The 20959-nt window shown below is 72.8% G+C and carries 22 protein-coding genes, 1 tRNA gene and 1 riboswitch; of the genes, 14 read left to right on the top strand and 9 right to left on the bottom strand.

The window, feature by feature from the left end; genetic code table 11:
• Positions 1 to 39: 39 nt before the first annotated feature.
• Positions 40 to 717, bottom strand: coding sequence for a GPP34 family phosphoprotein (locus AB0883_RS13525; protein ID WP_366641441.1), 678 nt, complete (start codon positions 715 to 717; stop codon positions 40 to 42).
• A 122-nt stretch (positions 718 to 839) separates the two neighbouring features.
• Between AB0883_RS13525 and AB0883_RS13520 the strand changes: the two genes are divergently transcribed.
• The 3 genes from AB0883_RS13520 (at position 840) to AB0883_RS13510 (ending at position 4332) form a co-directional block, all read left to right on the top strand.
• Entirely contained in the window at positions 840 to 2153 is a 1314-nt protein-coding gene (locus AB0883_RS13520; RefSeq protein ID WP_366641734.1) for a hemolysin family protein, read from the top strand.
• Entirely contained in the window at positions 2146 to 3189 is a 1044-nt protein-coding gene (locus AB0883_RS13515; RefSeq protein WP_366641440.1) for a hemolysin family protein, read from the top strand. Before AB0883_RS13520 ends, AB0883_RS13515 begins: the two co-directional genes overlap by 8 nt.
• A 144-nt stretch (positions 3190 to 3333) precedes the next feature.
• Positions 3334 to 4332, top strand: coding sequence for an NlpC/P60 family protein (locus AB0883_RS13510; RefSeq protein WP_366641439.1), 999 nt, complete (start codon positions 3334 to 3336; stop codon positions 4330 to 4332).
• A 64-nt stretch (positions 4333 to 4396) separates the two neighbouring features.
• Here the strand turns inward: AB0883_RS13510 and AB0883_RS13505 are convergent, their stop codons facing one another.
• Entirely contained in the window at positions 4397 to 6421 is a 2025-nt protein-coding gene (locus AB0883_RS13505) for a peptidoglycan recognition family protein (protein WP_366641438.1), read from the bottom strand.
• A 238-nt stretch (positions 6422 to 6659) separates the two neighbouring features.
• Positions 6660 to 6793: riboswitch (cyclic di-AMP (ydaO/yuaA leader) on the top strand.
• 12 nt (positions 6794 to 6805) lie between these two features.
• Here AB0883_RS13505 and AB0883_RS13500 point away from each other — a divergent pair.
• Positions 6806 to 7846 (top strand): NlpC/P60 family protein, encoded by a 1041-nt coding sequence (locus AB0883_RS13500; protein WP_366641437.1) that lies wholly within the window; start codon positions 6806 to 6808, stop codon positions 7844 to 7846.
• 69 nt (positions 7847 to 7915) lie between these two features.
• Here AB0883_RS13500 and dcd read toward each other — a convergent pair whose 3' ends face one another.
• Positions 7916 to 8494 carry a dCTP deaminase gene (gene dcd, locus AB0883_RS13495; RefSeq protein ID WP_121397319.1) on the bottom strand — a complete coding sequence of 193 codons (579 nt, stop codon included), beginning with the start codon at positions 8492 to 8494 and terminating at the stop codon, positions 7916 to 7918.
• A 78-nt stretch (positions 8495 to 8572) separates the two neighbouring features.
• Between dcd and AB0883_RS13490 the strand changes: the two genes are divergently transcribed.
• The gene (locus tag AB0883_RS13490; protein WP_366641436.1) at positions 8573 to 9124 is read left to right on the top strand and encodes a pyridoxamine 5'-phosphate oxidase family protein; all 552 of its coding nucleotides are present in this window, start codon (positions 8573 to 8575) and stop codon (positions 9122 to 9124) included.
• A 141-nt stretch (positions 9125 to 9265) separates the two neighbouring features.
• Here AB0883_RS13490 and AB0883_RS13485 read toward each other — a convergent pair whose 3' ends face one another.
• Positions 9266 to 10252, bottom strand: coding sequence for a zinc metalloprotease (locus AB0883_RS13485; RefSeq protein ID WP_366641435.1), 987 nt, complete (start codon positions 10250 to 10252; stop codon positions 9266 to 9268).
• Between the two features lie 390 nt (positions 10253 to 10642).
• On the opposite strand from AB0883_RS13485, the gene AB0883_RS13480 reads away from it, so the two are divergent.
• From AB0883_RS13480 to AB0883_RS13465, 4 genes are all read left to right on the top strand, one after another.
• Positions 10643 to 10716: transfer RNA gene (locus AB0883_RS13480), tRNA-Gly, on the top strand.
• 188 nt (positions 10717 to 10904) lie between these two features.
• Positions 10905 to 11120 carry a hypothetical protein gene (locus tag AB0883_RS13475; RefSeq protein WP_366641434.1) on the top strand — a complete coding sequence of 72 codons (216 nt, stop codon included), beginning with the start codon at positions 10905 to 10907 and terminating at the stop codon, positions 11118 to 11120.
• A gap of 247 nt (positions 11121 to 11367) precedes the next feature.
• Complete coding sequence (locus AB0883_RS13470) at positions 11368 to 11523, top strand: hypothetical protein (RefSeq protein ID WP_366641433.1); 156 nt, start codon at positions 11368 to 11370, stop codon at positions 11521 to 11523.
• A gap of 516 nt (positions 11524 to 12039) precedes the next feature.
• Positions 12040 to 12741 carry a methyltransferase domain-containing protein gene (locus AB0883_RS13465; protein WP_366641432.1) on the top strand — a complete coding sequence of 234 codons (702 nt, stop codon included), beginning with the start codon at positions 12040 to 12042 and terminating at the stop codon, positions 12739 to 12741.
• A gap of 109 nt (positions 12742 to 12850) precedes the next feature.
• On the opposite strand, the gene AB0883_RS13460 is transcribed toward AB0883_RS13465, so the two are convergent.
• Complete coding sequence (locus AB0883_RS13460; RefSeq protein ID WP_366641431.1) at positions 12851 to 13366, bottom strand: aminoglycoside adenylyltransferase; 516 nt, start codon at positions 13364 to 13366, stop codon at positions 12851 to 12853.
• Positions 13367 to 13574: 208 nt separating this feature from the next.
• Between AB0883_RS13460 and AB0883_RS13455 the strand changes: the two genes are divergently transcribed.
• Positions 13575 to 14354 carry a DUF4253 domain-containing protein gene (locus tag AB0883_RS13455; RefSeq protein ID WP_366641430.1) on the top strand — a complete coding sequence of 260 codons (780 nt, stop codon included), beginning with the start codon at positions 13575 to 13577 and terminating at the stop codon, positions 14352 to 14354.
• Between the two features lie 32 nt (positions 14355 to 14386).
• On the opposite strand, the gene AB0883_RS13450 is transcribed toward AB0883_RS13455, so the two are convergent.
• Together AB0883_RS13450 and AB0883_RS13445 are read right to left on the bottom strand one after the other, a co-directional pair.
• Positions 14387 to 15484, bottom strand: a complete 1098-nt coding sequence (locus tag AB0883_RS13450; RefSeq protein ID WP_366641429.1) for a hypothetical protein — start codon at positions 15482 to 15484, stop codon at positions 14387 to 14389.
• A gap of 123 nt (positions 15485 to 15607) precedes the next feature.
• Positions 15608 to 15928, bottom strand: a complete 321-nt coding sequence (locus tag AB0883_RS13445; RefSeq protein WP_366641733.1) for a helix-turn-helix transcriptional regulator — start codon at positions 15926 to 15928, stop codon at positions 15608 to 15610.
• Positions 15929 to 16051: 123 nt separating this feature from the next.
• Between AB0883_RS13445 and AB0883_RS13440 the strand changes: the two genes are divergently transcribed.
• Entirely contained in the window at positions 16052 to 16933 is an 882-nt protein-coding gene (locus AB0883_RS13440; protein ID WP_366641428.1) for an LLM class flavin-dependent oxidoreductase, read from the top strand.
• Positions 16934 to 17008: 75 nt separating this feature from the next.
• Here AB0883_RS13440 and AB0883_RS13435 read toward each other — a convergent pair whose 3' ends face one another.
• Positions 17009 to 17440, bottom strand: coding sequence for an ASCH domain-containing protein (locus AB0883_RS13435; protein ID WP_366641427.1), 432 nt, complete (start codon positions 17438 to 17440; stop codon positions 17009 to 17011).
• Positions 17441 to 17545: 105 nt separating this feature from the next.
• Between AB0883_RS13435 and AB0883_RS13430 the strand changes: the two genes are divergently transcribed.
• Positions 17546 to 18082, top strand: coding sequence for an alpha/beta hydrolase (locus tag AB0883_RS13430; RefSeq protein ID WP_366641426.1), 537 nt, complete (start codon positions 17546 to 17548; stop codon positions 18080 to 18082).
• A 115-nt stretch (positions 18083 to 18197) separates the two neighbouring features.
• On the opposite strand, the gene AB0883_RS13425 is transcribed toward AB0883_RS13430, so the two are convergent.
• Entirely contained in the window at positions 18198 to 18749 is a 552-nt protein-coding gene (locus AB0883_RS13425; protein ID WP_366641425.1) for a phosphoribosyltransferase family protein, read from the bottom strand.
• A gap of 197 nt (positions 18750 to 18946) precedes the next feature.
• On the opposite strand from AB0883_RS13425, the gene AB0883_RS13420 reads away from it, so the two are divergent.
• Entirely contained in the window at positions 18947 to 19588 is a 642-nt protein-coding gene (locus AB0883_RS13420) for a septal ring lytic transglycosylase RlpA family protein (protein WP_366641424.1), read from the top strand.
• Between the two features lie 100 nt (positions 19589 to 19688).
• Complete coding sequence (locus AB0883_RS13415) at positions 19689 to 20816, top strand: PP2C family protein-serine/threonine phosphatase (RefSeq protein WP_366641423.1); 1128 nt, start codon at positions 19689 to 19691, stop codon at positions 20814 to 20816.
• Positions 20817 to 20959: the final 143 nt, after the last annotated feature.

Here is a 20959-nt window from a genome sequence, read left to right as displayed (position 1 = left end):
GGCGGCGGCACCGGGAGGTGCCGCCGCCGTCGTCGTCGTTCAGGAGGTCGTGGTCACGATGACGGCCGTGGCCGCCGTGGTGGTGGCGATCAGCACGGCGGCCTGGGTCTCCTCGATGGCCTTCCGGGTGGCGGCGGACGCCCAGTCGCCGGCGGCGATCTCGGTCAGTCGCCGCTTGACCTGCTCCTTCGGCAGCTCCGCGAAGAGCTTGCGGTCCAGGCCGACGGCCCGGGCGAGGCCGATGAGCGCGGCCGTCCGCCCGTCCACCGGCCCGTCCGCGGCCACGGCGGCGACCATCCGCTGCCGGGCCTGCGTCTCCACCGCCGGCTCCGCGCCGGTGGTGGACGGATAGCGGGTACGCGGGAAGACCCACAGCACCTTGTCCGAGTCGCGGCGGAGCACGCCGGCGGTGACCAGCCCGTCCAGCACCTGCTCGGGCAGGTCCTTGGCGAGCCGGCTGATCCAGTCGCTCGGCTTGCGCCGCTTCGGGTCGGTGGCGATCCGGGTCAGCGCGTCGTCGAGCTGCCGCTGCCCGACGGGGGTCGGGTCGGTCACCACGAGCCGCTCGTCGGCGATCTCGACCCGGCCGGCGAGCGTCAGCTCCAGCAGCAGGGCGCCGGCCAGGCCGTAGTCGAGCGTGGGCCGGCCGAGCCGGTTGACGCCCGCGTCGTCGTAGCCGAGCAGGGCGAGTTCGTGGGCGAGCGTGAGCGGGGCCATGCCCCGACGGTAGCCGGGGCCGGCGAGCCCGGCAGATCTTCCGCCCGTGACCAGGGCCGCCGACCGTGCGAGAATCTCGCCGAGGTGAGACGACCATCGATGGCCTGCTGCTGACCACGCTGCTGCCCCTGGTCGGCTTCGTGCTGCTGACCGGCGGCAACGCGTTCTTCGTCGCGGCCGAGTTCGCCCTGGTCACGGTGGACCGGCCCGAGATCGAGCGGCGGGCGACCGCGGGCGACGGGCGGGCCGCGACCGTACGCCGGGCGCTGCGGGAACTCTCCTTCCAGCTCTCCGGGGCGCAGCTCGGCATCACCCTCACCGCGTTGCTCACGGGCTACCTGGCCGAGCCCGCCCTGGCCCGCCTCTTCACCCCGCTGCTGCGGCCGGTCGCCGGGGACTCCGCCGGCCGGTTCACCCCGTTCCTCGCGCTGGCCCTGGCCACCCTGCTCTCCATGCTCTTCGGCGAACTGGTGCCGAAGAACCTCGCGTTGGCCCGGCCGATGCCCACCGCCCTCGCCACCGCCGGCCCGATGCGCGCCTTCTCCCGCGCCTTCGGCTGGCTGATCCGGGCACTGAACGACTCGGCGAACCGCCTGGTCCGGCTGCTGGGGATCGAGCCGCAGGAGGAGCTGGCCAGCGCCCGCTCGCCGGAGGAGCTGGGGCTGCTGGCGGCCATCTCGGCGCGGGCCGGGGCACTGCCGCCGGACACCGCCATGCTGCTGCGCCGGACCATCCGGTTCGGCGACAAGCGGGCCGCCGAGGCGATGACCCCGCGGGTCGACGTCGTCGCGTTGCGGGCCACCGCCACCGTGGCGGAGCTGCTGGCGCTGTCCCGCCGGACCGGGCGGACCCGGTTCCCGGTGTACGAGGAGACGCTCGACCTGGTGACCGGCGTCGCCGGGGTGCCGGACGCGCTGGGCGTGCCACTGGCCCGGCGCGGCTCGACCACGGTCGGGTCGGTGGCCCGCGAACCGGTGTACGTGCCGGAGAGCCTCGACCTCGACGGCGTGCTGGCCGCGCTCGGCAGCGCGGGTGCCGACCTCGCCATCGTCGTCGACGAGTACGGCGGCACCGACGGCGTGGTCACCACGGAGGACCTCGTGGAGGAGCTGGTCGGGGAGATCGCCGACGAGTTCGACCCGGACGCGGTGGACGACGCGGGCGCGGCCGGGCTGAGGGTGCCGGGCGGGGAGCGGACGGTCCTCGTCGACGGGATGCTGCGCTCCGACGAGCTGGCGGAGCAGACCGGCTTCCGGCTGCCCGAGGGGCCGTACGAGACGCTCGCCGGGTTCCTGATGGCCCGGCTGGGGCACATCCCGCTCGCGGGCGAGACGGTCGACGAGTCGGGCTTCGAGTTCACCGTCGTGGAGGTCGAGCGGCACCGGATCGAGCAGGTCCGGGTGCTCCGTCCCGAGGAGCCGGACGACGATGCCTGAGCTGTTGGTCACCGTCGCGCTGTTGCTCGGCAACGCGTTCTTCGTGGGCAGCGAGTTCGCGCTGATCGCGTCCCGGCGCACGGTGGTCGAGCCGTTGGCGGCCGGCTCGAAGCGGGCCCGCTGGGCGTTGTCGGCGATGAACCAGATCCCGCTGATGATCGCCGGGGCGCAGCTCGGCATCACCGTCTGCTCGCTGGGGCTGGGCGCGATCGCCGAGCCCGCCCTCGCGCACCTGCTGGAGCCGGCGTTCCGCGCGGCGCGGCTGCCGGAGGGGGTGGTCCACCCGGTGGCCTTCGTACTCGCCCTCGGGGTGGTGGTCTTCCTGCACACCGTGGTCGGCGAGATGGTGCCGAAGAACATCACCCTGGCCGGGCCGGAGCCGTCGGCGCTCTGGCTGGGACCGGCGATGCTGGCGTTCTGCCTGGCCACCAAGCCGCTGCTGGTGGCGATGAAGTGGGCGTCCCGCCGGGTGCTGGGACTCTGGCGGGTCGAGGCCACCGAGGCCGTGAAGACGGTCTTCACCGCAGAGGAGCTGGCCGGGCTGGTGGCGCAGGCGCGTACGGAGGGGCTGCTCGACGCGGAGGAGCACGCCCGGATCACGGGTGCGCTCGCGTTGCACAGCCGGACCGCCGCCGACGCCCTGCAACCGTGGTCCACGGTGACCACCGTGGCCGAGGACGTCTCGCCCGCCTCGCTGGAGGTGCTGGCCACCCGGACGGGCCGGTCCCGCTTCCCCGTGGTGCAGCGGTCCACCCGCCGGGTGCTCGGCTTCGTGCACGTCAAGGACGTGCTCGGGTACGCGGGCGCGAGCCGGCGGGCTCCCGTGCCGGCGGACGTGTACCGGCCGTTGGCGGTGGTGCCACCGGACCGTACGCTCGCCGACCTGCTGCTGTCGATGCGCCGGGAGCGGCGGCACATGGTGCTGGTCAGCGACGGCCGCCGCCCGCTCGGGGTGGTCACGCTCGACGACGTACTGACCGCGATCGTTGGCAGGCGGGCCGACACCCTTGGTACGCAAGCGGTTGCGCAGGCGTGAAGTGGCGCTCGGTCGCCTTGATTCCGCTGCCGGCCTTCCCTAATGTTGGGCACCGGCCGCTGTGGGTCGTCTGTCTCGCCCCTCTTCCCTCGCGCGAGGCGCCAAGCGGCCGGGTTGCAAAAGGAGTCGGTGCCGGTGGCAACCATGCCCCCTCATCGTCACGCACCGGGACGGTCTGCTCGTCCGGGTGGCCTGCGTAGGGTCGCCCACCGTCTGCTCACCCTGGTCGCCGCGGCGGCGGTCGGCGCCGGCATGCTGGCCGCGCCCGCCCACGCGGAGCCTTCGGTCGACGAGATCGAGGCCGCGATCGACAAGAAGTGGGAGCAGCTCGAGCCCACCATCGAGCAGTACAACAAGGTGCGGGCGCAGCTGAAGGTCAACCGTAAGAAGTCGGAGGACCTCCAGAAGAAGATCCAGCCGTTGGCGCTGGAGAGCGAGCTGGCGATGGACCGGGTCGGTGACCTGGCCTCCCGCTACTACATCTCCGGCCCGTCGCACGAGATCGGCGCGCTGCTGGTCAGCGCCAAGCCCGACACGCTGACCGAGCAGCTGACCCTGCTGGACCGGCTGGCCGCGCAGGAGCGCAAGCAGCTCGAGGGCGTGACCAAGGTCCGCGAGAAGTTCGACGCCGAGAAGCGGAAGCTCGACACGCTCATCGTCTCGCAGACGAAGCAGCAGAACGACCTGGCGGCCAAGAAGAAGCAGATCGACTCCGACATCAAGAAGCTCGAGGCGTCGCTGCCGGTCACCACCGTCAAGACGGAGAAGTGCCCGACCATCAACGGCGTGGTCAGCGACGCGGCCCGGACCGCGATCCGCACCGCCTGCGCGCAGGTCGGCGACCCGTACGTCTGGGGTGCCACCGGCCCGAACTCGTTCGACTGCTCCGGCCTGACCCAGTACGCCTACAAGGCGGCGGGGATCCACCTGACGCATTTCACGGGTGCGCAGTGGAACGAGGGCAAGGCCATCCCGCGCTCCGAGGCGCGCCCCGGTGACCTGGTCTTCTTCTTCAGCGACCTGCACCACGTCGGCCTCTACCTCGGCAACGACAAGATGGTGCACGCGCCCCGGGCCGGCAAGCCGGTCAACGTCTCCAGCATCAACACCATGCCGGTGGCCGGGTTCCGCAGGCCCGGCTGATCCGCACCGCGCAACGGAAGGGCCCCCGATCGGATCGACCGGGGGCCCTCGTCGTGCGGATGGATCAGCGGGGCGCGCCCAGCGGGGACGGCACCACGTTCACGTCGTCCAGGTTGACGTACATGATCCGGTGACCGAACTGGACCTGCACGTACTTGTTGTCGCCCCGGACGACCGTCCGGTCGTGGGGAGCGGAGCCGTCGAACGTGGTGGCCCGGTAGTACTCGCCGGGGAGCAGGTTGCCGACGGCGTACCGCTGACCGGCCGACAGGGTGTACTGCAGCGGCGAGATCGTCTGGTACGGCACGCCCTCCGGGTACGCGGCCTGCTCCGGGTAGGCCCGGCCGTACACCGGAATGGTGGCCTTACCGGCCTTCGGGGTCACCACGAGCCCGACGGACCACTTCGCCGTCGGCTTGGCGGCGGGGTTGTGGAACCACCCCTTCTGGCCGAGGTACCAGATCGCGGTCCAGTCGCCCCGCACCTCGGCGAGCGCGTACGTCTGTCCGGCCGACACCCGGGCGCCGTGGTCGGAGACGTACGTGGTGTTCGGGGTGCCGTCGGGTCGCAGCGCGATGTCGTTGAGCAGCGGCGCGTCCTGGCTCGGCGCGTTGTGCAGGAACAGCGCCGAGGAGCCGCGCAGCGGGCAGGGGGCGGTCGCCGGGGGCGGGTTCGGCACGCCCGGGGGCTGCCGGTTGCAGCCGGTGAAGGGCGGCTGGTTGGTGGCGAAGTCCGGGTCGATGGTGACCAGCCCGGTGCGGTGCGTGCCGGTCGAGAAGAACGGCGCCTTGAGCAGGTCGAAGTAGTGCGACCAGTTCCAGTACGGTCCCGGGTCCCAGTGCATGCCGCGCACGTTCGCGGCGACGGTGCCGGGGACGTTGTCGTGCCCGATGATGTGGTTGCGGTCCAGCGGGATGTTGTACGCCCGAGCCAGGTGGCGGACCAGCTTGGCGGAGGTGCGGTACATCGCCTCGGTGTACCAGGTGCCGTGCCCGGCGAAGCCCTCGTGCTCCAGGCCGATGGACTTGGAGTTCACGTACCAGTTGCCGGCGTGCCAGCCGACGTCCTTGGTCTTGATGTGCTGGGCGATGTGCCCGTCCACCGAGCGCAGGGTGTAGTGCCAGCCCACCCGCTTCGGGTCCTTGACCAGGTTGACGCTGGGACCGAAGTAGCCCTCGGTGTCGTGGATGACGATGTACTCGATCTTCTGCTGCGCGGGCCGGTTCCCCAGGTCGTGGTTGCCGTAGTCGCCGAGCGTGGGGCCGTACTGCTGGTAGGGGGCCGGGATCCACTCGCAGGAGATGTCGCTCGGGCACTCCAGCCCGTCGGGCCGGGTGAGCTTGCGCAGGCGCAGCCGGTCCAGCCAGGAGCGGTCCGGCTGGATCGCGCGGCCGGCCAGCGTGACCCGCTGTCCGTCGTCGGTCACCCGGCTGTCGCCCGTGGCGATGGTGGCGTACACCTCGTTGGCGAAGGCCGCCGCGGCGTCGGCGCTGTCCGCGCCGGAGTACCGGGCCACCGCGCCGTACCAGGCCGCCGGGTCGGTGTCGGCTCCGACCGGGGCGCCGATCTCCTTCTGGTACGCGGCCAGCAGCGCCGCGCCGCCCCGGATGTTCGCCGTGACGTCCGTCCGCAGCGCCTCCTCGCTGGCGCCGGTCAGACCGGCGGCGGCGTCGACGGTCCGGAGTGCGGCCTCGGCGGGCGGCGGGGTGGCCGGCGGCTCGTGGGCCTCGGCCAGGGACGGGCGGGAGTCGTCGCCGCGCGGGTCCTCGGTGCCCTCGTCGTGGTGCGTGCCGCCGGACATGGCGGCGACGTGCTCGGCGTCGGTGAGGTGCATCGGTCCGTAGCCGCCGCTGGTGCTCGGCGTTCCGGCGTTGGTGTCCCAGCGGGACTGCAGGTAGGAGACCCCGAGCAGGACGCTCTCCGGCACGCCGTACTCGGCCGCCGCGGCGGCGTACTGCTGCTGCCGGTCGTCCACCGGCGCTGCTGCGGCGGCGGATCCGGCGGCGGTGAGCGGCGTCGCCGCCATGGCGGCGGCCACGGCGGCGGCCAGCAGGACGCGTCTGCTCCTCGATGTCGCTGACAGGTGCATCAGACCCCCAGTTCGGACGGGCGAAGTTGGGGCCACCTTCGCCCCGCCCGCCGCCTCTGGTCAATACCTTTCCGTCAGACACTTTAAAAGGAAGGAAATCTTCGTCGTCCGGGTTGCGGATCCGTCCGGTCCCGGTGGGTACGGAGTGTCACCGCCCGCAGGGTTGCGGATCGATAACGGTCGTCTCTACTCTGGTCCTTCGTCGGCCGGTGACAATCCGTCCAACCAGGGCGGTGACGGTCCGACACCGCCGAGTCGCTCCCGAGCGAGCCGGGGACCCAGGTTCCCCGGGGTGAATCCGCGATCCTGCGGTAGGGCGCCCCTTCCCGCCCGAACCCGTCAGCTAACCCGGTAGGCGGTCCGGAAGAAGGAGTACGAAGCCCGGTGGCACACCATGCCCCGCGGCCACCGTCGACCCGGTCGGCCCTCGCCGACCCGGTGACGGCTGCGCCGCGCCCACGCTGGTACCGCTGCACCACCGCCCTCGCCGCCCTGGCCGCGTTCGCCGTCGTCCTGACCGGCGGCGCCACGGCGGCCCACGCCGAACCGACGGTCGCCGAGATCGAGCGGCAGATCGACGAGGACTGGAACAAGCTCGAACCGGTCATCGAACGGCACAACGCCACCCGACAGGGCCTGGCCGCCAGGCGGAAGCAGGCTGACGCGCTCGCCGCGCAGATCGGGCCGCTGGAGAAGCAGGTCGACCAGGCGATGGAGAAGGTGGGCGCGCTGGCCGCCCGCGCCTACAAGGGCGAGAACGTCTCCGCCGTCAACGCCCTGCTGGGCAGCCGATCACCGAGCGAGATGGTCGGGCAGCTCGAACTGCTCGACCGGTTCGCCCAGCACCAGCAGCAGGACGTGCGGCAGGTCGCCGAGCTGCGCGACCGGCTGGCCGCGAAGAAGGCGCCGCTGGACGAGATGGTCGTCCAGCTCAGCCGCACCGAGGCCCAGCTCGCGGCGAAGAAGAAGCAGATCAACGCCGAGATCGACCGGTTGCAGAAGCTGCGGCTGCGGATCTACGGCAACGGCGGCGGCGGGCCGCTGCGCCCCGCACCCTGCCCCGCCGGCTATCCCGGCGGCGCGGCCGGCACCGCCGTGAAGTTCGCCTGTGCGCAGATCGGCAAGCCCTACGTCTGGGGCGCCGAGGGGCCGAACTCGTACGACTGCTCCGGCCTGATGCTCGCCGCCTGGGCGAAGGCCGGGGTCTCGCTGCCGCACAACGCCGCGCAGCAGCGCCGGGCCACCGCGACCGTCAGCCGGGGCGAGCTGCGCCCGGGTGACCTCGTCTTCTACTACAGCGACCTGCACCACGTCGGCATGTACGTCGGCGGGGGCTGGGTGGTGCACGCCTCCCGTGCCGGGGTGCCGATCAAGATGAAGAAGGTCGACGACGGCCCGATCCACAGCTACGGCCGGCCCGGCTGAGCCGGCGGGACGGCCCCTCCCGACGCCTCCGGTGCGGGAAGGGGCCCGTCCCGGCCCGCTGCGTCCGGGTCAGCGGGTCGGCCAGGTGCGCCAGTGCTGCCAGGAACGGCTCGGGGTCGGCCCGCGCTGCCCCTGGTAGCGCGAGCCGTAGACGGCCGAGCCGTACGGGTGCTGCGCCGGCGACGAGAGCCGGAAGATGCAGAGTTGCCCGATCTTCATGCCCGGCCAGAGGGTGATCGGCAGGTTGGCCACGTTGGACAGTTCGAGGGTCACGTGACCGGAGAAGCCCGGGTCGATGAAGCCCGCCGTGGAGTGGGTGAGCAGGCCGAGCCGGCCCAGTGAGCTCTTTCCTTCGAGGCGGCCGGCGAGCTGGTCGCCGAGCGTGATCACCTCCAGCGTCGAGGCGAGCACGAACTCGCCCGGATGCAGCACGTACGGCTCGCCCTCCGGCACCTCGACCATCGACGTGAGGTCGTCCTGCTGCTGCGCGGGGTCGATGTGGGTGTAGAGGTGGTTGTTGAAGACCCGGAAGAGCTTGTCCAGGCGTACGTCGATGCTGGACGGTTGCACCAGCGCGGGCTCGAACGGCTCCAGCGCGAGCGTGCCCGCCTCGATCTCGGAGGCCAGGTCGCGGTCGGAGAGCAGCATCCGCACACCTTAGCGAGCGATGCGCGTGACCTGCGTGTCGGAGTGCGTGTTCGAACGTTTGTTCGATAGAATGTCCGCATGGCTTCCTGGTCCGAATTCGCCGCCGACGAGCCCCGCCTCGCCGACGGGATCCGCCTTCTCATGCAGCAGTACGGGCCGGGCTTCGGCTACCTGGCCACCGTCCGCGCCGACGGCGGTCCCCGGGTGCACCCGGTCTCCCCGGTGATCACCGACGAGGGGCTCTTCTGCTTCGTCGTCGACTCGCCCAAGCGGCGCGACCTGGAGCGCGACGGCCGCTACGCGCTGCACTCCTTCCCGCCGGAGGAGAGCGACGACGAGGCCTACGTCGCCGGCCACGCCCAACCGGTGACCGACCCGGCCCGGGTCGCCCGGCTGGCCCGCAGCCACCGGGCCGCACCGCAGGTCGACTGGCGGGTCTTCGAGTTCACCGTCGACGTGGCGATGCTGGCCCGCCGTGAGTCCGGCGTCGCGGGCGGCGCCGGCGAGGGGCACGGCCGGCCCGCCGTCCAGGTGTGGCTCGACCCCCGCGCGACCGCCGGCGGCACCGCGCTCATGCCCGAGACCCGGTCGGGGTGCGCCGGCGACCACGCCGCCCGCCCCGCCGCCTGAGACGCGGTGCGGCGCCCTGGGCCGTCCCCCCTCCGGGGCGCCGCACCGTGACCCCCGCACCGTCCCCGTGTGCCCGGCCGCACAGACGCCGGTGCCGGCCCCGTCGAGCGAGGCCGGCACCGGTGCGGTCGTACGGCGGAACTACGCCGCGCGGTACGCGTTCCAGGCGGTCAGCATGCGGCTGGCCTGCCCGGCGGTGAACTGGTACATGCAGGAGTCGTAGCTGTAGTCCATGAAGTTGGTGATCGGGTCGACGCCGGGGGCGGTGCAGGTGTCCCGCCCGGTCGGGCAGCCGGAGGCCGGCGACGCCTCGGCCGCGGTGTCGCTGACGCTGTCGCCCGAGCCGGAGCAGCCGCCCTGGAAGGTGTGGTAGAGGTTCAGCCAGTGGCCGACCTCGTGGGTGCCCGTGTCGCCCTGGTTGTAGTTGGTGGCGGTGCCGCCCGGCAGCGACTCGCTCAGCACGACGACGCCGTCCATGCTGCTGAGCTTGCGGGTCGGGAAGGTCGCCCAGCCGAGCAGGCTGTCGCTCAGCTCGCCCAGGTAGATGTTGAGGGTGTTCTTGCCGCCCGTACGCAGCGAGGTCTTCATCGACCGCTCCGCCGAGGAACCCTGCACGATCGGGTACCAGGACGGGTTCGTCACCCGGTTGATCGTCTGGAGCTGGAAGCTGAACGCGGTGGACGCGCCGCCGGTCGCCCCGCTGAACGACTGGTTCAGCACGCTGATCTGCGAGTTGATCATCGAGTCGGGGATGTTGCCGCCGGCCCGGGTGCTGTTCTCCTGGATCACGTGCACCACCACGGGGATGGTGACGGTGGCGGCCATCGTGGAGGCGCCGGCGCCGGCGCGGAACCGTGCCCGCTCGCGCAGGGCGGCGGCCAGGTCGGCCTCGCGCTCGCGGGTCTCCGCGAGGGTCAACTCGTTCGGCTCGTGCTCGGCGCCGCCGCCGGGCTTGACGCGGGCGTCCGAGTGGACGTCGGCCGGCTCGACGCAGACCTCGCTCGGGGCGGCGGAGAAGGCCGAAGCGGCCGGCACGACGCCCACGGCGGCGGTGCTGATCAGCAGCGCGAGGGTCGTCGACGCGACACCGGCCGTACGCCGGGTCAGCAGGTTGGGACGGAGTCCCATGGGCCCACCTCTTTCTGGCGGCGCGACAGGGGGTATGTCACGCCGTGGCTGGAACGTTGGGCAGACGTTACAACCGATCGAGGTATTTGAGAACGCCCATATGTTGCCGCGGTGGAACTTTTTCCTGGCGGTACGCGTGAACGATCGACGTGCGGCGATGGGGATGCGACTCGCGGTCCCGGTTCGGACCAGGGCGCGCGGACCGGGCCCGTCGAGCTGCACGACGGCGCGGCTGGCGGCTGGCGGTGGCGCGGCTGGCGGTGGCGTGGTGCGATCTTGGTGAGTTCGGGCACCTATGGGGGCCGTTTGCTGCCAAGATCGCGGCGCGGGTGGTGTCGGAGGGGTACCTGGGTGCACCGACGTGACGACTCAGGTACAGTGGTGCCGCCTGCGGGTGTAGTTCAATGGCAGAACATCAGCTTCCCAAGCTGACAGTGCGGGTTCGATTCCCGTCACCCGCTCCACGCGAAAGGCCCTGGTCAGGACACGAGTCCCGACCGGGGCCTTCGGCACTTTAACGCCAACGATCATTTCGCGTGCCATCAGCCCCGGTCATCCCCGGCCTGCTGGTGAACTGCGGTGGGCATCGGACGGTCCGCGGCGACGAGAAGATCCGCTAGCTCCCACCGTGAGCGTCCTCGATACTCACGGCGTGATCGACAAAGACTCTCAGGCCCCATGGCTGCCTCGCGTTCCTCACCCGGCCGACAGCGCGACGCTGCCTATCTACATGGTCATCTTCTTCTTCCTGGGGCTCGCCGGATTCGCCACACACGGGCTGTCGAACGGCAGGGAAGCACTCGTCATTGCGAGCATCGTCTCGGGGGTGTTCTTCACGTGCTTCCTGATCCTGTTCGCGATCTACTGAACCGGATACCTACTGAAGGGACACGCCAACTGGCAGGCCGAGCGCCAGGCTGATTTCGATGGGCCGTCCACGGACCGGTAGCCAGAGGGCGGAGCGGTCACTGACGAGCGCGAGACGCAACCAAACCGGCGCCACCGACCGCAGACGTTTCGAGCATCACGGCCGGTGGAGCGCCCCTTCGCGCGGACGGCACGGCTCGTCACGCGTACAACTTCGCGGCCGTCCTCGGGTCTGACATGATCACGCCGTGCCCGACTCTGAGCCGCCGGGGGCAGTTCGCCCGCTGGATCCGTCTCTGCCAGCGGCGCGCACCGAACTGCTCACGCTGCTCGTGCTGCTGCTCACCTCGGTCGTGCTACTTGCGCTCTGTTACGGCTGTGCTGCCTTCTGGCTGTACAACTGACCGGAGTCCGGCAGCAGCAAGGCGCTCCGGTGCCGCCCTACGGCCGTTGCGGCATCAGTTCCGCCTCAACGTCTACGGCGGGCCGAGGCGGCCAGTGGCCACTACCGGCGCGTGGGCCAAGTTGCCCAAGCCGCAGCGACGGCACAGAGCATCAGACAGACGAACAGGCAACTCAGCGCGCCGCGGAGCACCGCGCCGAGGGCTCCCAGACCCTCCACGGGCATGATCGTATGCGTTGAGCCAGCCGTGTCCGTCGCGTGCCGACGTCGTCCCCACCGCGCTGGCCGGCACCCAGGCGGGCGAACCGGGCAGGGGCTCGTACACGTCCGCTCGGACTTCATCACCAGCCTGACCGACGTGAACCCCGGCGGACGACACCACCTCGTTCATCATCACGGCCAGCTACGCGGGTCCGATTTCCGTCTTCGTTCCACCCCAAGGCCCTGACCAGGACGGAGTCTCGACCGTCGATTTCGGCGCCCCTCGGGCACGGGCCCACTGTCGTACCGTATGCCGGTGAACAGCCAGGATCGCAGTACTTACCTGGTCGCCGCCGCGGCCAACCTGACCTTCAACTCGCCGCTCGGCGAGGATCGGGCAGCAGACCTGGTCCGGCGACTGACTCCCACCGGGGCGGGTTGGCGAGCCCTGGACCTTGGCTGCGGCAACGGCGAGCTGCTCCTACGGTTGTGCGCGGCCCACGGCATCGCCGGCGACGGCGTGGAGCGCGACGCCGAGCGGGCCCGGCTGCGCGCGACGGAGCGGGGCGCCTCCGACCGGGTCACGTTCCACAGCGCGGACGCGGCCACCTGGGACCGGCCCGCCCACCTCGTCGTCAACGTCGGGGCCGGCCACATCTGGGGCGACGCCGCGCAAGCCCTCGCCGCGCTGCACCGGCTCACCCTGCCCGGCGGCAGACTGCTGTTCGCTGGCGGCTTCTACCAGGCCAGTCCCGGCGAACGGGTCCGCGAGACCTTCGGCGACATGCCCGACCTGGCCGGCCTGGCCCAGCTCGCCGTGGACGCGGGGTTCCGACCGCTGCACGTCGCCGTGTCCACCCTCGCCGAGTGGGACGACTTCGAGTCCGACTGGCGTGCGGGCATCGAACGCCTCGGCACGCCGGAGGCGCGTGCGTTCGCCGACGAGCGGCGCGTCGAATATCTCACCGGCTACCGCGACGTCGTCGGCTTCGGATGGCTGATCCTGACGCCGGCCTGACCGCTTCGCCGCACCGGCCCGCCTCCACGGTGGAGCCCCGGGGGCCGGGCCGCCGGTGGACCATCGGTGGACGGTCCGGCGCCGCCCACGGTCCGGAGGGGCCGCCGGCTCAGGGTCTCCGCTCGCCGCCGGGCGCCGGGCGTGCGGCGAGGCGGTGCAACCAGGCAAGGTCGGCGTGGTCCACGTCGCGCGGTTCGTAGCCGCTGTGGAACAGCAACTGCTGGTTGACCGAGATGCAGTCGACCCGGCGACCGGCGATGGTGCCGGTGGTGAAGCAGCCCTTCGGCCAGCGGAAGCTGCCGCCGTCGAGGCCGGCCTGGTGGCCGTCGCCGGCCTCGTCGAACGTCAGCGGATGCAGGTCGACCCGCCCCCGCCCGCCGGCGACGACCTCGACGCGGACCGGCCGCCAGTCGGTCTCGACGACGTAGCCGAGCCGGCCGAGAGCCCCCAACGCCGCGGCTTCCTGCTCCGCCGCGATGGCCAGGTCCAGGTCGCGGTGCGTACGGGTCTGGTGTCCGACGAGCGCGTCGACGCCCCATCCACCGCCGATCCAGGCCCGGCACCCGGCATCGGTGAGGGCGGCCAGGACGGCGTGGACCTCGTCGGCGTCCATGTTGGCGGTCACGACCACCGTTCTAGCCCCTGCGGGCAGGGCTCAGCCACCGAAATCCACCGCCCGCCGGACGGCGGTGTGATCGCGGGGTCCGCGCCGAGCATCGACGGCGACCAGGCGCGCTTCCGCGGCACGACGAGCCGTTCGGAGCCCCATAGGCCCGGAGCGGGGCATCGCGGGAGGGCCGGGATTGGTCGTACGGGCCGCCTACGCTCTCGCCGTGATTCCGAACCTCTCCCAGTTGCTGAGTTCGCTACCGCCCGCGGCACTGCCGCCCGGCCGCACGGTCGAGCCGGAGGACGGCGGACCGCCGCCGTACTGGCTGAGCGACGCCCCCGCCGATCCGGGACTGTGGGCGCGGATGCGGGCGCTGCATCCGGAGTCCGGGCTGTGGCCGCTGCTGCTGAGCGGGTTGTCGAGCGACGAGAGCCGCCCCTGGGTCGACGGCGAGGTCCGTCCGGCCGACATGTCGTCGCCGGAGCGCCACGACGTGGCGGAACTGCTGGCCCGATGGTGGGCCGGCTGCACGACGGTCGACGAGGACGAGACGTCGGCCGTCAGGGCCCCGTTCGGCCGGAACTGGCCCGGTCTCGTCAGGCCGGGCGACCTGACGGAGGCGCCCGACGTGCTCGCCGACGAGTGCGCGGAGTTCCTGGTGGACGGGCGGACGCGTCTCGGGCTCGTGCCGGCCATCCGCAGCGCGGACACCCTGGCCGTCGTGGGTTGGTCCGGCCCGACGAACCACACCGGCGACGCCGGGGAGATCTCGGCGGTGCTGCGCAGCTGGGAGGACCGGTTCGGCGTACGGGTGGTGGGCGTCGGCTTCGCCACCCTGAACCTCAGCGTCGCCGCGCCACCGACGTCCACTGGGCACGCCCTGGCGGTTGCGGCCGAGCACTTCGCCTTCTGCCCGGACAACGTCTGGCAGGGCGCCGGCTCGCTGACCGCCTATGCCGAGGAACTCCTCGGCATGCACTCCTGGTCGTTCTGGTGGGACTGACGGCGGTCGCCCCGCCGGATGATGCCCGGCGGTCAGCCGACGGCGGTCGACGGCAGCGGGCTGCGTCGAGGCAGGGTGGCCAGCGCCAGCCCCAGCAGCGCGCTCGCCGCGCCCACCACGAACAGCAGTGAGGCCGCCGGCTGGCCCAGCCACTCCCACAGCGGGTGCCACGTCGGGTGCGGCTCGGCGCGGTGGTGCCGGAGCAGGCTCGGGGCGGCCAGCAACACGGGCGTCCACCAGAGGAACAGGGTGATCGCGAGCAGGACGCTGACCGCTCCCCGGGCGGGGTGTCCCGCCTCGGTGCGCCGGCTGGCCCACCCGAAGACCAGCCAGCCGAGGGTCGTTCCCAGCAGGCCGCTGGCGACGCCGGCCGGCAGCACGGCCGGCGGGGCCGTCCGGCTCAGGGTCAGCGACAGGTTGCTGCCGTCGGGCGAGGGCGGGGCGGCGACGTGGAGCTGGAGGACCGTGTCGCCGCGCCGGGCGAGCAGGGTGGTGTCGGTGATCGTGACGACCGGGACGCACGCCTTGTCGACACAGCCCGGGTTGCTGCGGACCATCGGCTCGTACACCTGCCAGCCGGTCTCTTGCAGGCGCCGCTGCGCCAACGCGAGCGTCTCGTCGGCGGGCCTCGGGGGTGAGCCGGCCGCGCCGGCCACGACGGCGCTCTGCTGGTATTCGCCGCCGTCGCCGAGCAGCAGGTTGTCGAGCGCCCGGACGGTGAGCGGCTGGCTGTAGAAGGTGAAGAGCGCCGGCGCCAGGTCGACGTCGCCGAGGTCGTGACCGGGCAGCACGGCGGCGAAGACGGCGGCGGTCTCGGCCCGGTCGGGCTGCGGCGGAGAGGTCTCCCAGGCGGCCCGGGTGGCGAGGGCTGCGGTGAACAGGCCGCAGACGACGGCGGTGAGGGTGGCCCAGACGCCGACCGTGCGGCTGGCCGGTCGTCCCAGCCGGCAGCGCAGGCCGTGCCGGATCAGGTTGGCGGCCTCGCGCGCCGTCGGCCGGGTGCGGCCCGGCGGCGCCGCGTCCAGCAGCACCCCGACCATCTCGTCGGCCCGGGCCCGCCGGTAGGCGCGGGGGTGGCAGAACAGCAGCCGCCGGTAGCGGCGGGCGAGCGGGTCGCCGGTCGTCGGCATGACTGTCCTTCCGATCGGTACGCACCGGAAGCGGTGCGGCAGACGGTGGTGCCAGAGCGTGGTGCGGCGGTGCGGTCGTGCTGCCCGGAAGCGGTGGTGCGCGGGGACAGGGTGAGCGGGTCGTCAGGCGGTGCCGGGGCGGAGCGCGCGCAGCCGGGTCTCGGCGGCGGTGGCGAGCTGGCGCAGCCGGGCGGTCTCGACGTCCAGGGCGCCGATCCCGTCCGGGGTGAGGCGGTAGTAGCGGCGGAGCCGGCCGTCGACGGTCTCCTCGCGGTCGGGCGCGACGAGCCCCTGCGCGTGCAACCGGTCGAGCGCGGCGTAGAGGGTGCCCGGCAGCAGGGTGACGCGCTGCGCGGACAGGGCGGTGACGTCGCGGATGATGCCGTAGCCGTGCCGGGGGCCGCCGGCGAGTGCGGTGAGGATCAGGAAGGTCGGCTCTCGCATCGCGGTCACGGGTGACACCATATTCAGATCATCGATACATGGTCAAGGCCCGTGCGGACGGACGCCCGGGCGGCGACGGCCTGGTCCGCCCCGCCCCCCGCCACGGGGCCTAGGCTGGCGATCATGCGGATTGGCATCGTGATCCTTCCCGACCAGCGTTGGTCCGACTCGCGTCGCCGCTGGTCGCAGGCGGACGAGTGGGGCTTCGACCACGCCTGGACGTACGACCACCTGGGCTGGCGGGACCTGGTCGACGGACCCTGGTTCGACTCCGTGACCACGCTGACGGCCGCCGCGACGGTGACCTCCCGGATCCGGCTCGGCACGCTGGTCGCCTCGCCGAACTTCCGTCACCCGGCGGCGTTCGCCCGCCAGGTCACCGCGCTCGACGACGTCTCCGGCGGGCGGCTGCTGCTCGGCCTCGGTGCCGGCGGCATCGGCTTCGACTCGGCCGTGCTGGGCGGGGAGACGCTGCCGCCGCGCCAGCGGGTGGACCGGTTCGCCGAGTTCACCGAACTGCTCGACCTCATCCTGCGCGAGAACGGTACGACCTGGCGCGGGGAGTGGTTCACCGCCGTGGACGCGCGCAACGACCCGGGCTGCGTACAGACGCCCCGGGTGCCGTTCGTGGTGGCCGCCAACGGGCCGCGGTCGATGCGGCTGGTGGCGCGCTTCGGCCAGGGCTGGGTCACCACCGGGCCCACGGTGGACGACCTGGAGAGCTGGTGGGACGGGGTGGCCGAGGCCGCCGCCCGGATGGACGCGACGCTGGCCGCGGCGGGCCGCGACCCGGGCACCCTGGACCGCTACCTCTCGCTCGACTCCGCGCCGGTCTTCTCGCTGCGCAGCGCCGACTTCTTCGCCGACCAGGTCGGCCGGGCCGCCACCCTCGGCTTCACCGACGTGGTCACCCACTGGCCCCGGGCCAGCAGTTGGTACGCCGGCGACGAGGCCGTCCTGGCGGACGTCGCCACCCGCCTGCTGCCCGAGCTGCGTCGCGCCTGACCGGGCGCCTACCTGGCGCAGGTGCTGCCGGAGGCGTCAGCCCGGCCGGCCGATCGGCCCGTCGAGCCGGCGCGCTCAGGTGCCGAGGTCTCCGGTGGTGATCCCGCCGTCGCCGCCGGAGACCAACCGGAACCGGATGCAGACGACCTCGCTGTCGTCGGTGACGGGGGTGCCCACGCGCGCCCAGTAGGCGGCGTGACCGGCGCGCCACTCCTCGATGGAACGGTCGCCCTCCCCTTCGGAGCGGGCGAAGTCCCACGGCACGTCCGCGAAGCGGACCACCTCGACGCCGGTGACCTCCACGACGCCGACCAGCGCGTCCTCGTCGTCGACGAGGGCCAGCCGCTCACCGGCGCGCTCCAGCTCCTCGCCCTCCTCGGCGTACTCGGTGGTCAGCCCGGCGGTCGCCGTCTTCACCCCGGCGAGCACCAGGGTGTTGAGCCGGGTCCGCAGCTCGCCGGGGGTGCCGAGGGCGAGGGTGCGCAGTCCACCGATGCGAGGCCACATCCTGCCGACGGTACCGTCGCCGTCGATCACCCGTCGTGGCATTTCCGCCTCCACCGTCGGTGTGACGGGCGCTACGGTGGGTGGGGCGACGATCGGGAGGGCGGCATGGCGGACAGGCGCGCGGTGCTCATCCCCGGCCGGGGCTACGACACCCGCTTCCCGCTCTTCGTCTACGCCGGCGAGGCGCTGCGCCGCGTCGGCTACGCCCTGCACGCCGTCTCGTGGGAGGTGCCGGAGCGGTTCGCCCCCGACCGGGAGGGGCCGGGGCCTGCCATCGAATGGGTGATCGGGCAGGTCACCCCGACCCTCGCCGAGCCGACGCACCTGCTGGTCGGCAAGTCGCTCGGCTCGATGGCCACGCCGCTCGCGGCCGACCGCGCGCTGCCGGCCGTCTGGCTCACCCCGCTGCTCCACGTGCCCGCCGTGGTCGACGGCCTGCGCCGCGCCACCACGCCGTTCCTGCTGGTGGGCGGCACGGCGGACCCGTCCTGGGACGGCTCGCTCGCCCGCCGGCTCACCCCGCACGTGGTGGAGATCGAGCAGGCCGACCACGCGCTGATGGTGCCGGGTCCGCTGGCCCGCTCGGCGGAGGCGCTCGGCCGGGTCTGCACGGCCGTCGAGACGTTCGCCCAGATCAGCTGACCGGCTTGGAGAGCCAGCCCTCGTACTCGGGACCGGTGCGGTGCAGTCGTCGGTACGCCTCGTCCAGGATCTCCTCGCCCATGCGGCGATCCTCCGACCTGAACCGAGGTTCAGGTCAAGCCGTCAGGTCGGCGCCGTCCACGAGCCCTCGGACGCGCAGTTCGGCGGCGACCGCCGGGGGGCAGTCGAGTACGACGGTGGCGGTGCCGACCGGTTCCGCACCCCGCGCGGCGCAGATCTCGTAGAGCGCGCGGACCTGCGCCCCGGTCGCCACCCAGTCGTCCACCACCAGCACCCGGTCGCCCCGGCCGAGCCCGTGGTCGCGTACGGCCAGGTCGACCCGTCGTCCCCGGAAGTCCGGCGGGCTCTGCGCCCAGGTGAGCGGCCCGGAGGGCAGCCGGCCGTCGCCCGGCTTGTGCGCCGGCACGAAGCCGACCCCGAGCGCCGTCGCGGCGAGCGGGCCGAGCAGGTAGCCGGTGACCGCCGGTGAGACCACCACCGTGGGCCGGGCGGCCCGGAACGGCGCCACGAGGGCCGGTCCCAGCCGGGCGAGGACCTCCGGGTCCCGCCACCAGCCGGAGACGTCGCTGACCAGATGGGTGGCACCGGGGCCGGGATCGATCCACCTGACCAGCGCGGCGAGGCGTCCGCTCAGCTCGGAGGGCATGGGCCCATCCTGCGCCACGGTGACCGGGCCGGGCGCCCCGCCCCGCACCCGGGCCGCCCGGCCCACGTCGGATCGGATGATCGGCCACACGTATCACTGCAATTGCGGTCATACCACCATGATCACGTTGACTTCGGATGTGCTTCTCTCGTTACGGTCCGACCCGATTTGCTCGTAAGACGAAAGGACCCGGACCGGTGACTGGCAGGCACTCCCGTACCCGCATGTTCTCCTCGCCGGCCGGCATCGCGGCCACCGCGGCGGTCGGGGTCGCCCTCGCCGTCGGCGGCACCGTCGGCGCCGTCCAGCTGACCTCGGGCGCGGAGCCCGCCCGGCCGGCCGCGGTCGACCTCGCGCCCAGCGACCTGCCGACCGGTGCGGCCCCCACCTCGCCGGCCGCCCCGCCGGCCGTTACGCCGAGCGCCAGCGCGTCGCCGAGCGCGACCGCCAGCCCCAGGGCCAGCCGGTCCACCCAGGCCCCCTCCCGGAGCAAGCCGCGCACCGCCGCGCCGAAGCCCACCGCGACGAAGAAGAGCAGCACCGCCCGCCCGGTCGTCGACAGCGGCTCGTGCGGCGCCTCGTTCTACTCCGAGGGGCAGCTCACCGCCAACGGCGAGAACTTCGATCCGTCCGCGCTGACCGCCGCCCACAAGACCCTGCCGTTCGACACGAGGGTCCGGGTCACCAACCCGGCGAACGGCAAGTCCGTGACGGTGCGCGTCAACGATCGTGGCCCGTTCATCGAGGGGCGCTGCCTGGACCTGTCCCGCGCCGCCTTCGCCGAGATCGCCTCGCTCGACGCCGGTCACGTGGAGGTCCGCTACGAGGTGCTCGGCTGAGCGCCGGCCGGGTGGCGATCGGCCCGGTGACACGATCCGGGTGGGCAGAACATGCTCGCCCGACGGGTCAGGTTCATTCACCCGCTCACGTCCATCAGGCATGCTGTCCCTCGTACGCACGCGACCCTTCCAGTCGGGCCCCGGCCCACTGAGCCCCGGATCCCGCGCCGGCCTCGGCGCGGCCTTCGTCCTGCTCGCGATCGTCTCGGCCGTGGAGTTGGCCGACGGCCGTCCGGCGAACTACATCGCGCTCATGGTGGCCGCGCCGTTCCTGACGGCCGCGCTGGCGTCGTGGCGGATCGTGCTCGGCGTGGGCATGGCCGCCACGGCCCTGGGGGCCGGCTTCGCGCTCTGGGAGGAGACCGTCGCGCTGCCCACCACGGTCGCCGTCGCGGGCATCGCGCTGGGCACCGCCATCGCGGTGGCCACGGCGTCCGTGCGGCAGCGGCAGGCCGAGCGGATCGCCGAGCTGTCCCGACTCGCATCCGTCGCCCAGCAGGCCGTGCTGCGCCCGCTCGGTCCGCAGGTGGGCTCGCTCTCGGTGGCCGCCCGCTACATCTCGTCCACCGCCACGGCCGAGATCGGCGGCGACCTGTACGAGGCGGTCGACACGCCGTACGGGGTGCGGATGATCATCGGCGACGTGCGGGGCAAGGGCCTCGACGCGGTGCGGCTCGCCAGCATCGTGCTCGGCTCGTACCGGCACGTGGCGTACGAGCGGGCGGACCTGCGGGCCGTCGTGACCGACCTGGACCGGGCGGTGGCCCGGAGCGTGGGCGACGAGGACTTCGTCACCGCCGCACTGGTCGAGGAGCGGGGCGGGACGCTCACCATCGTCAACTGCGGCCACCCGCCGCCGCTGCTGCTGCGCCGGGGCGCCGTCATCCCCCTCGAACCGCCGGCCCCCGCCCCGCCGCTGGGCTTCATGCCGGTCGTACGGCCCCGGGTCGAGCGGCTGGAGCCCGGCGACCGGCTGCTGCTCTTCACCGACGGGCTCGGCGAGGCGCGCCGGGACGGGGAGTTCTTCCCGACCGCCGACCGGGCCTGGCGGCTGCTCGGCCACGGCACCGTCGGCGACGGGCTCGCCTCGCTGGAGACCGCCCTGGTCGAGTGGGTGCACGGCCGGCTCGACGACGACATCGCCCTGGTCCTGATGGAGTACACGGGCTCGCGCGGCCCCGCCACGGTCGCCGTGCCGAGCTGGGAAGTCGGCGCGGCCGAGAGCTGAGCCGGGCGGGCTCGACGCCCCCCTTCCGCAACCCGAACGGGAAGTGTGTAATCGCCGTCACTTCGGTGATCGGCTTGTCGCTGCCTACCCATCGGTAATACAGTCTGGGTTACTGATCGGTAACACCTGTCCGGAAGCGGGGC

Origin of the sequence: Micromonospora sp. NPDC047812 (assembly GCF_040704175.1) — a bacterium.
In the GTDB taxonomy this organism is placed as follows: Bacteria; Actinomycetota; Actinomycetes; order Mycobacteriales; family Micromonosporaceae; genus Micromonospora.
The sequence above is the reverse complement of the archived record's forward strand: the minus strand, read 5'-3'. Positions and strand labels throughout refer to the sequence as shown.

Excerpts from the sequence above, each read along its gene's own strand:
- AB0883_RS13525 (WP_366641441.1), bottom strand. The coding sequence starts at position 717 with ATGGCCCCGCTCACGCTCGCCCACGAACTCGCCCTGCTCGGCTACGAC.
- AB0883_RS13515 (WP_366641440.1), top strand. The coding sequence starts at position 2,146 with ATGCCTGAGCTGTTGGTCACCGTCGCGCTGTTGCTCGGCAACGCGTTC.
- AB0883_RS13510 (WP_366641439.1), top strand. The coding sequence starts at position 3,334 with ATGCCCCCTCATCGTCACGCACCGGGACGGTCTGCTCGTCCGGGTGGC.
- AB0883_RS13505 (WP_366641438.1), bottom strand. The coding sequence starts at position 6,421 with ATGCACCTGTCAGCGACATCGAGGAGCAGACGCGTCCTGCTGGCCGCC.
- dcd (WP_121397319.1), bottom strand. The coding sequence starts at position 8,494 with ATGCTGCTCTCCGACCGCGACCTGGCCTCCGAGATCGAGGCGGGCACG.
- AB0883_RS13490 (WP_366641436.1), top strand. The coding sequence starts at position 8,573 with ATGGCTTCCTGGTCCGAATTCGCCGCCGACGAGCCCCGCCTCGCCGAC.
- AB0883_RS13485 (WP_366641435.1), bottom strand. The coding sequence starts at position 10,252 with ATGGGACTCCGTCCCAACCTGCTGACCCGGCGTACGGCCGGTGTCGCG.
- AB0883_RS13450 (WP_366641429.1), bottom strand. The coding sequence starts at position 15,484 with ATGCCGACGACCGGCGACCCGCTCGCCCGCCGCTACCGGCGGCTGCTG.
- AB0883_RS13445 (WP_366641733.1), bottom strand. The coding sequence starts at position 15,928 with ATGCGAGAGCCGACCTTCCTGATCCTCACCGCACTCGCCGGCGGCCCC.
- AB0883_RS13440 (WP_366641428.1), top strand. The coding sequence starts at position 16,052 with ATGCGGATTGGCATCGTGATCCTTCCCGACCAGCGTTGGTCCGACTCG.
- AB0883_RS13435 (WP_366641427.1), bottom strand. The coding sequence starts at position 17,440 with ATGTGGCCTCGCATCGGTGGACTGCGCACCCTCGCCCTCGGCACCCCC.
- AB0883_RS13430 (WP_366641426.1), top strand. The coding sequence starts at position 17,546 with ATGGCGGACAGGCGCGCGGTGCTCATCCCCGGCCGGGGCTACGACACC.
- AB0883_RS13425 (WP_366641425.1), bottom strand. The coding sequence starts at position 18,749 with ATGCCCTCCGAGCTGAGCGGACGCCTCGCCGCGCTGGTCAGGTGGATC.
- AB0883_RS13415 (WP_366641423.1), top strand. The coding sequence starts at position 19,689 with ATGCTGTCCCTCGTACGCACGCGACCCTTCCAGTCGGGCCCCGGCCCA.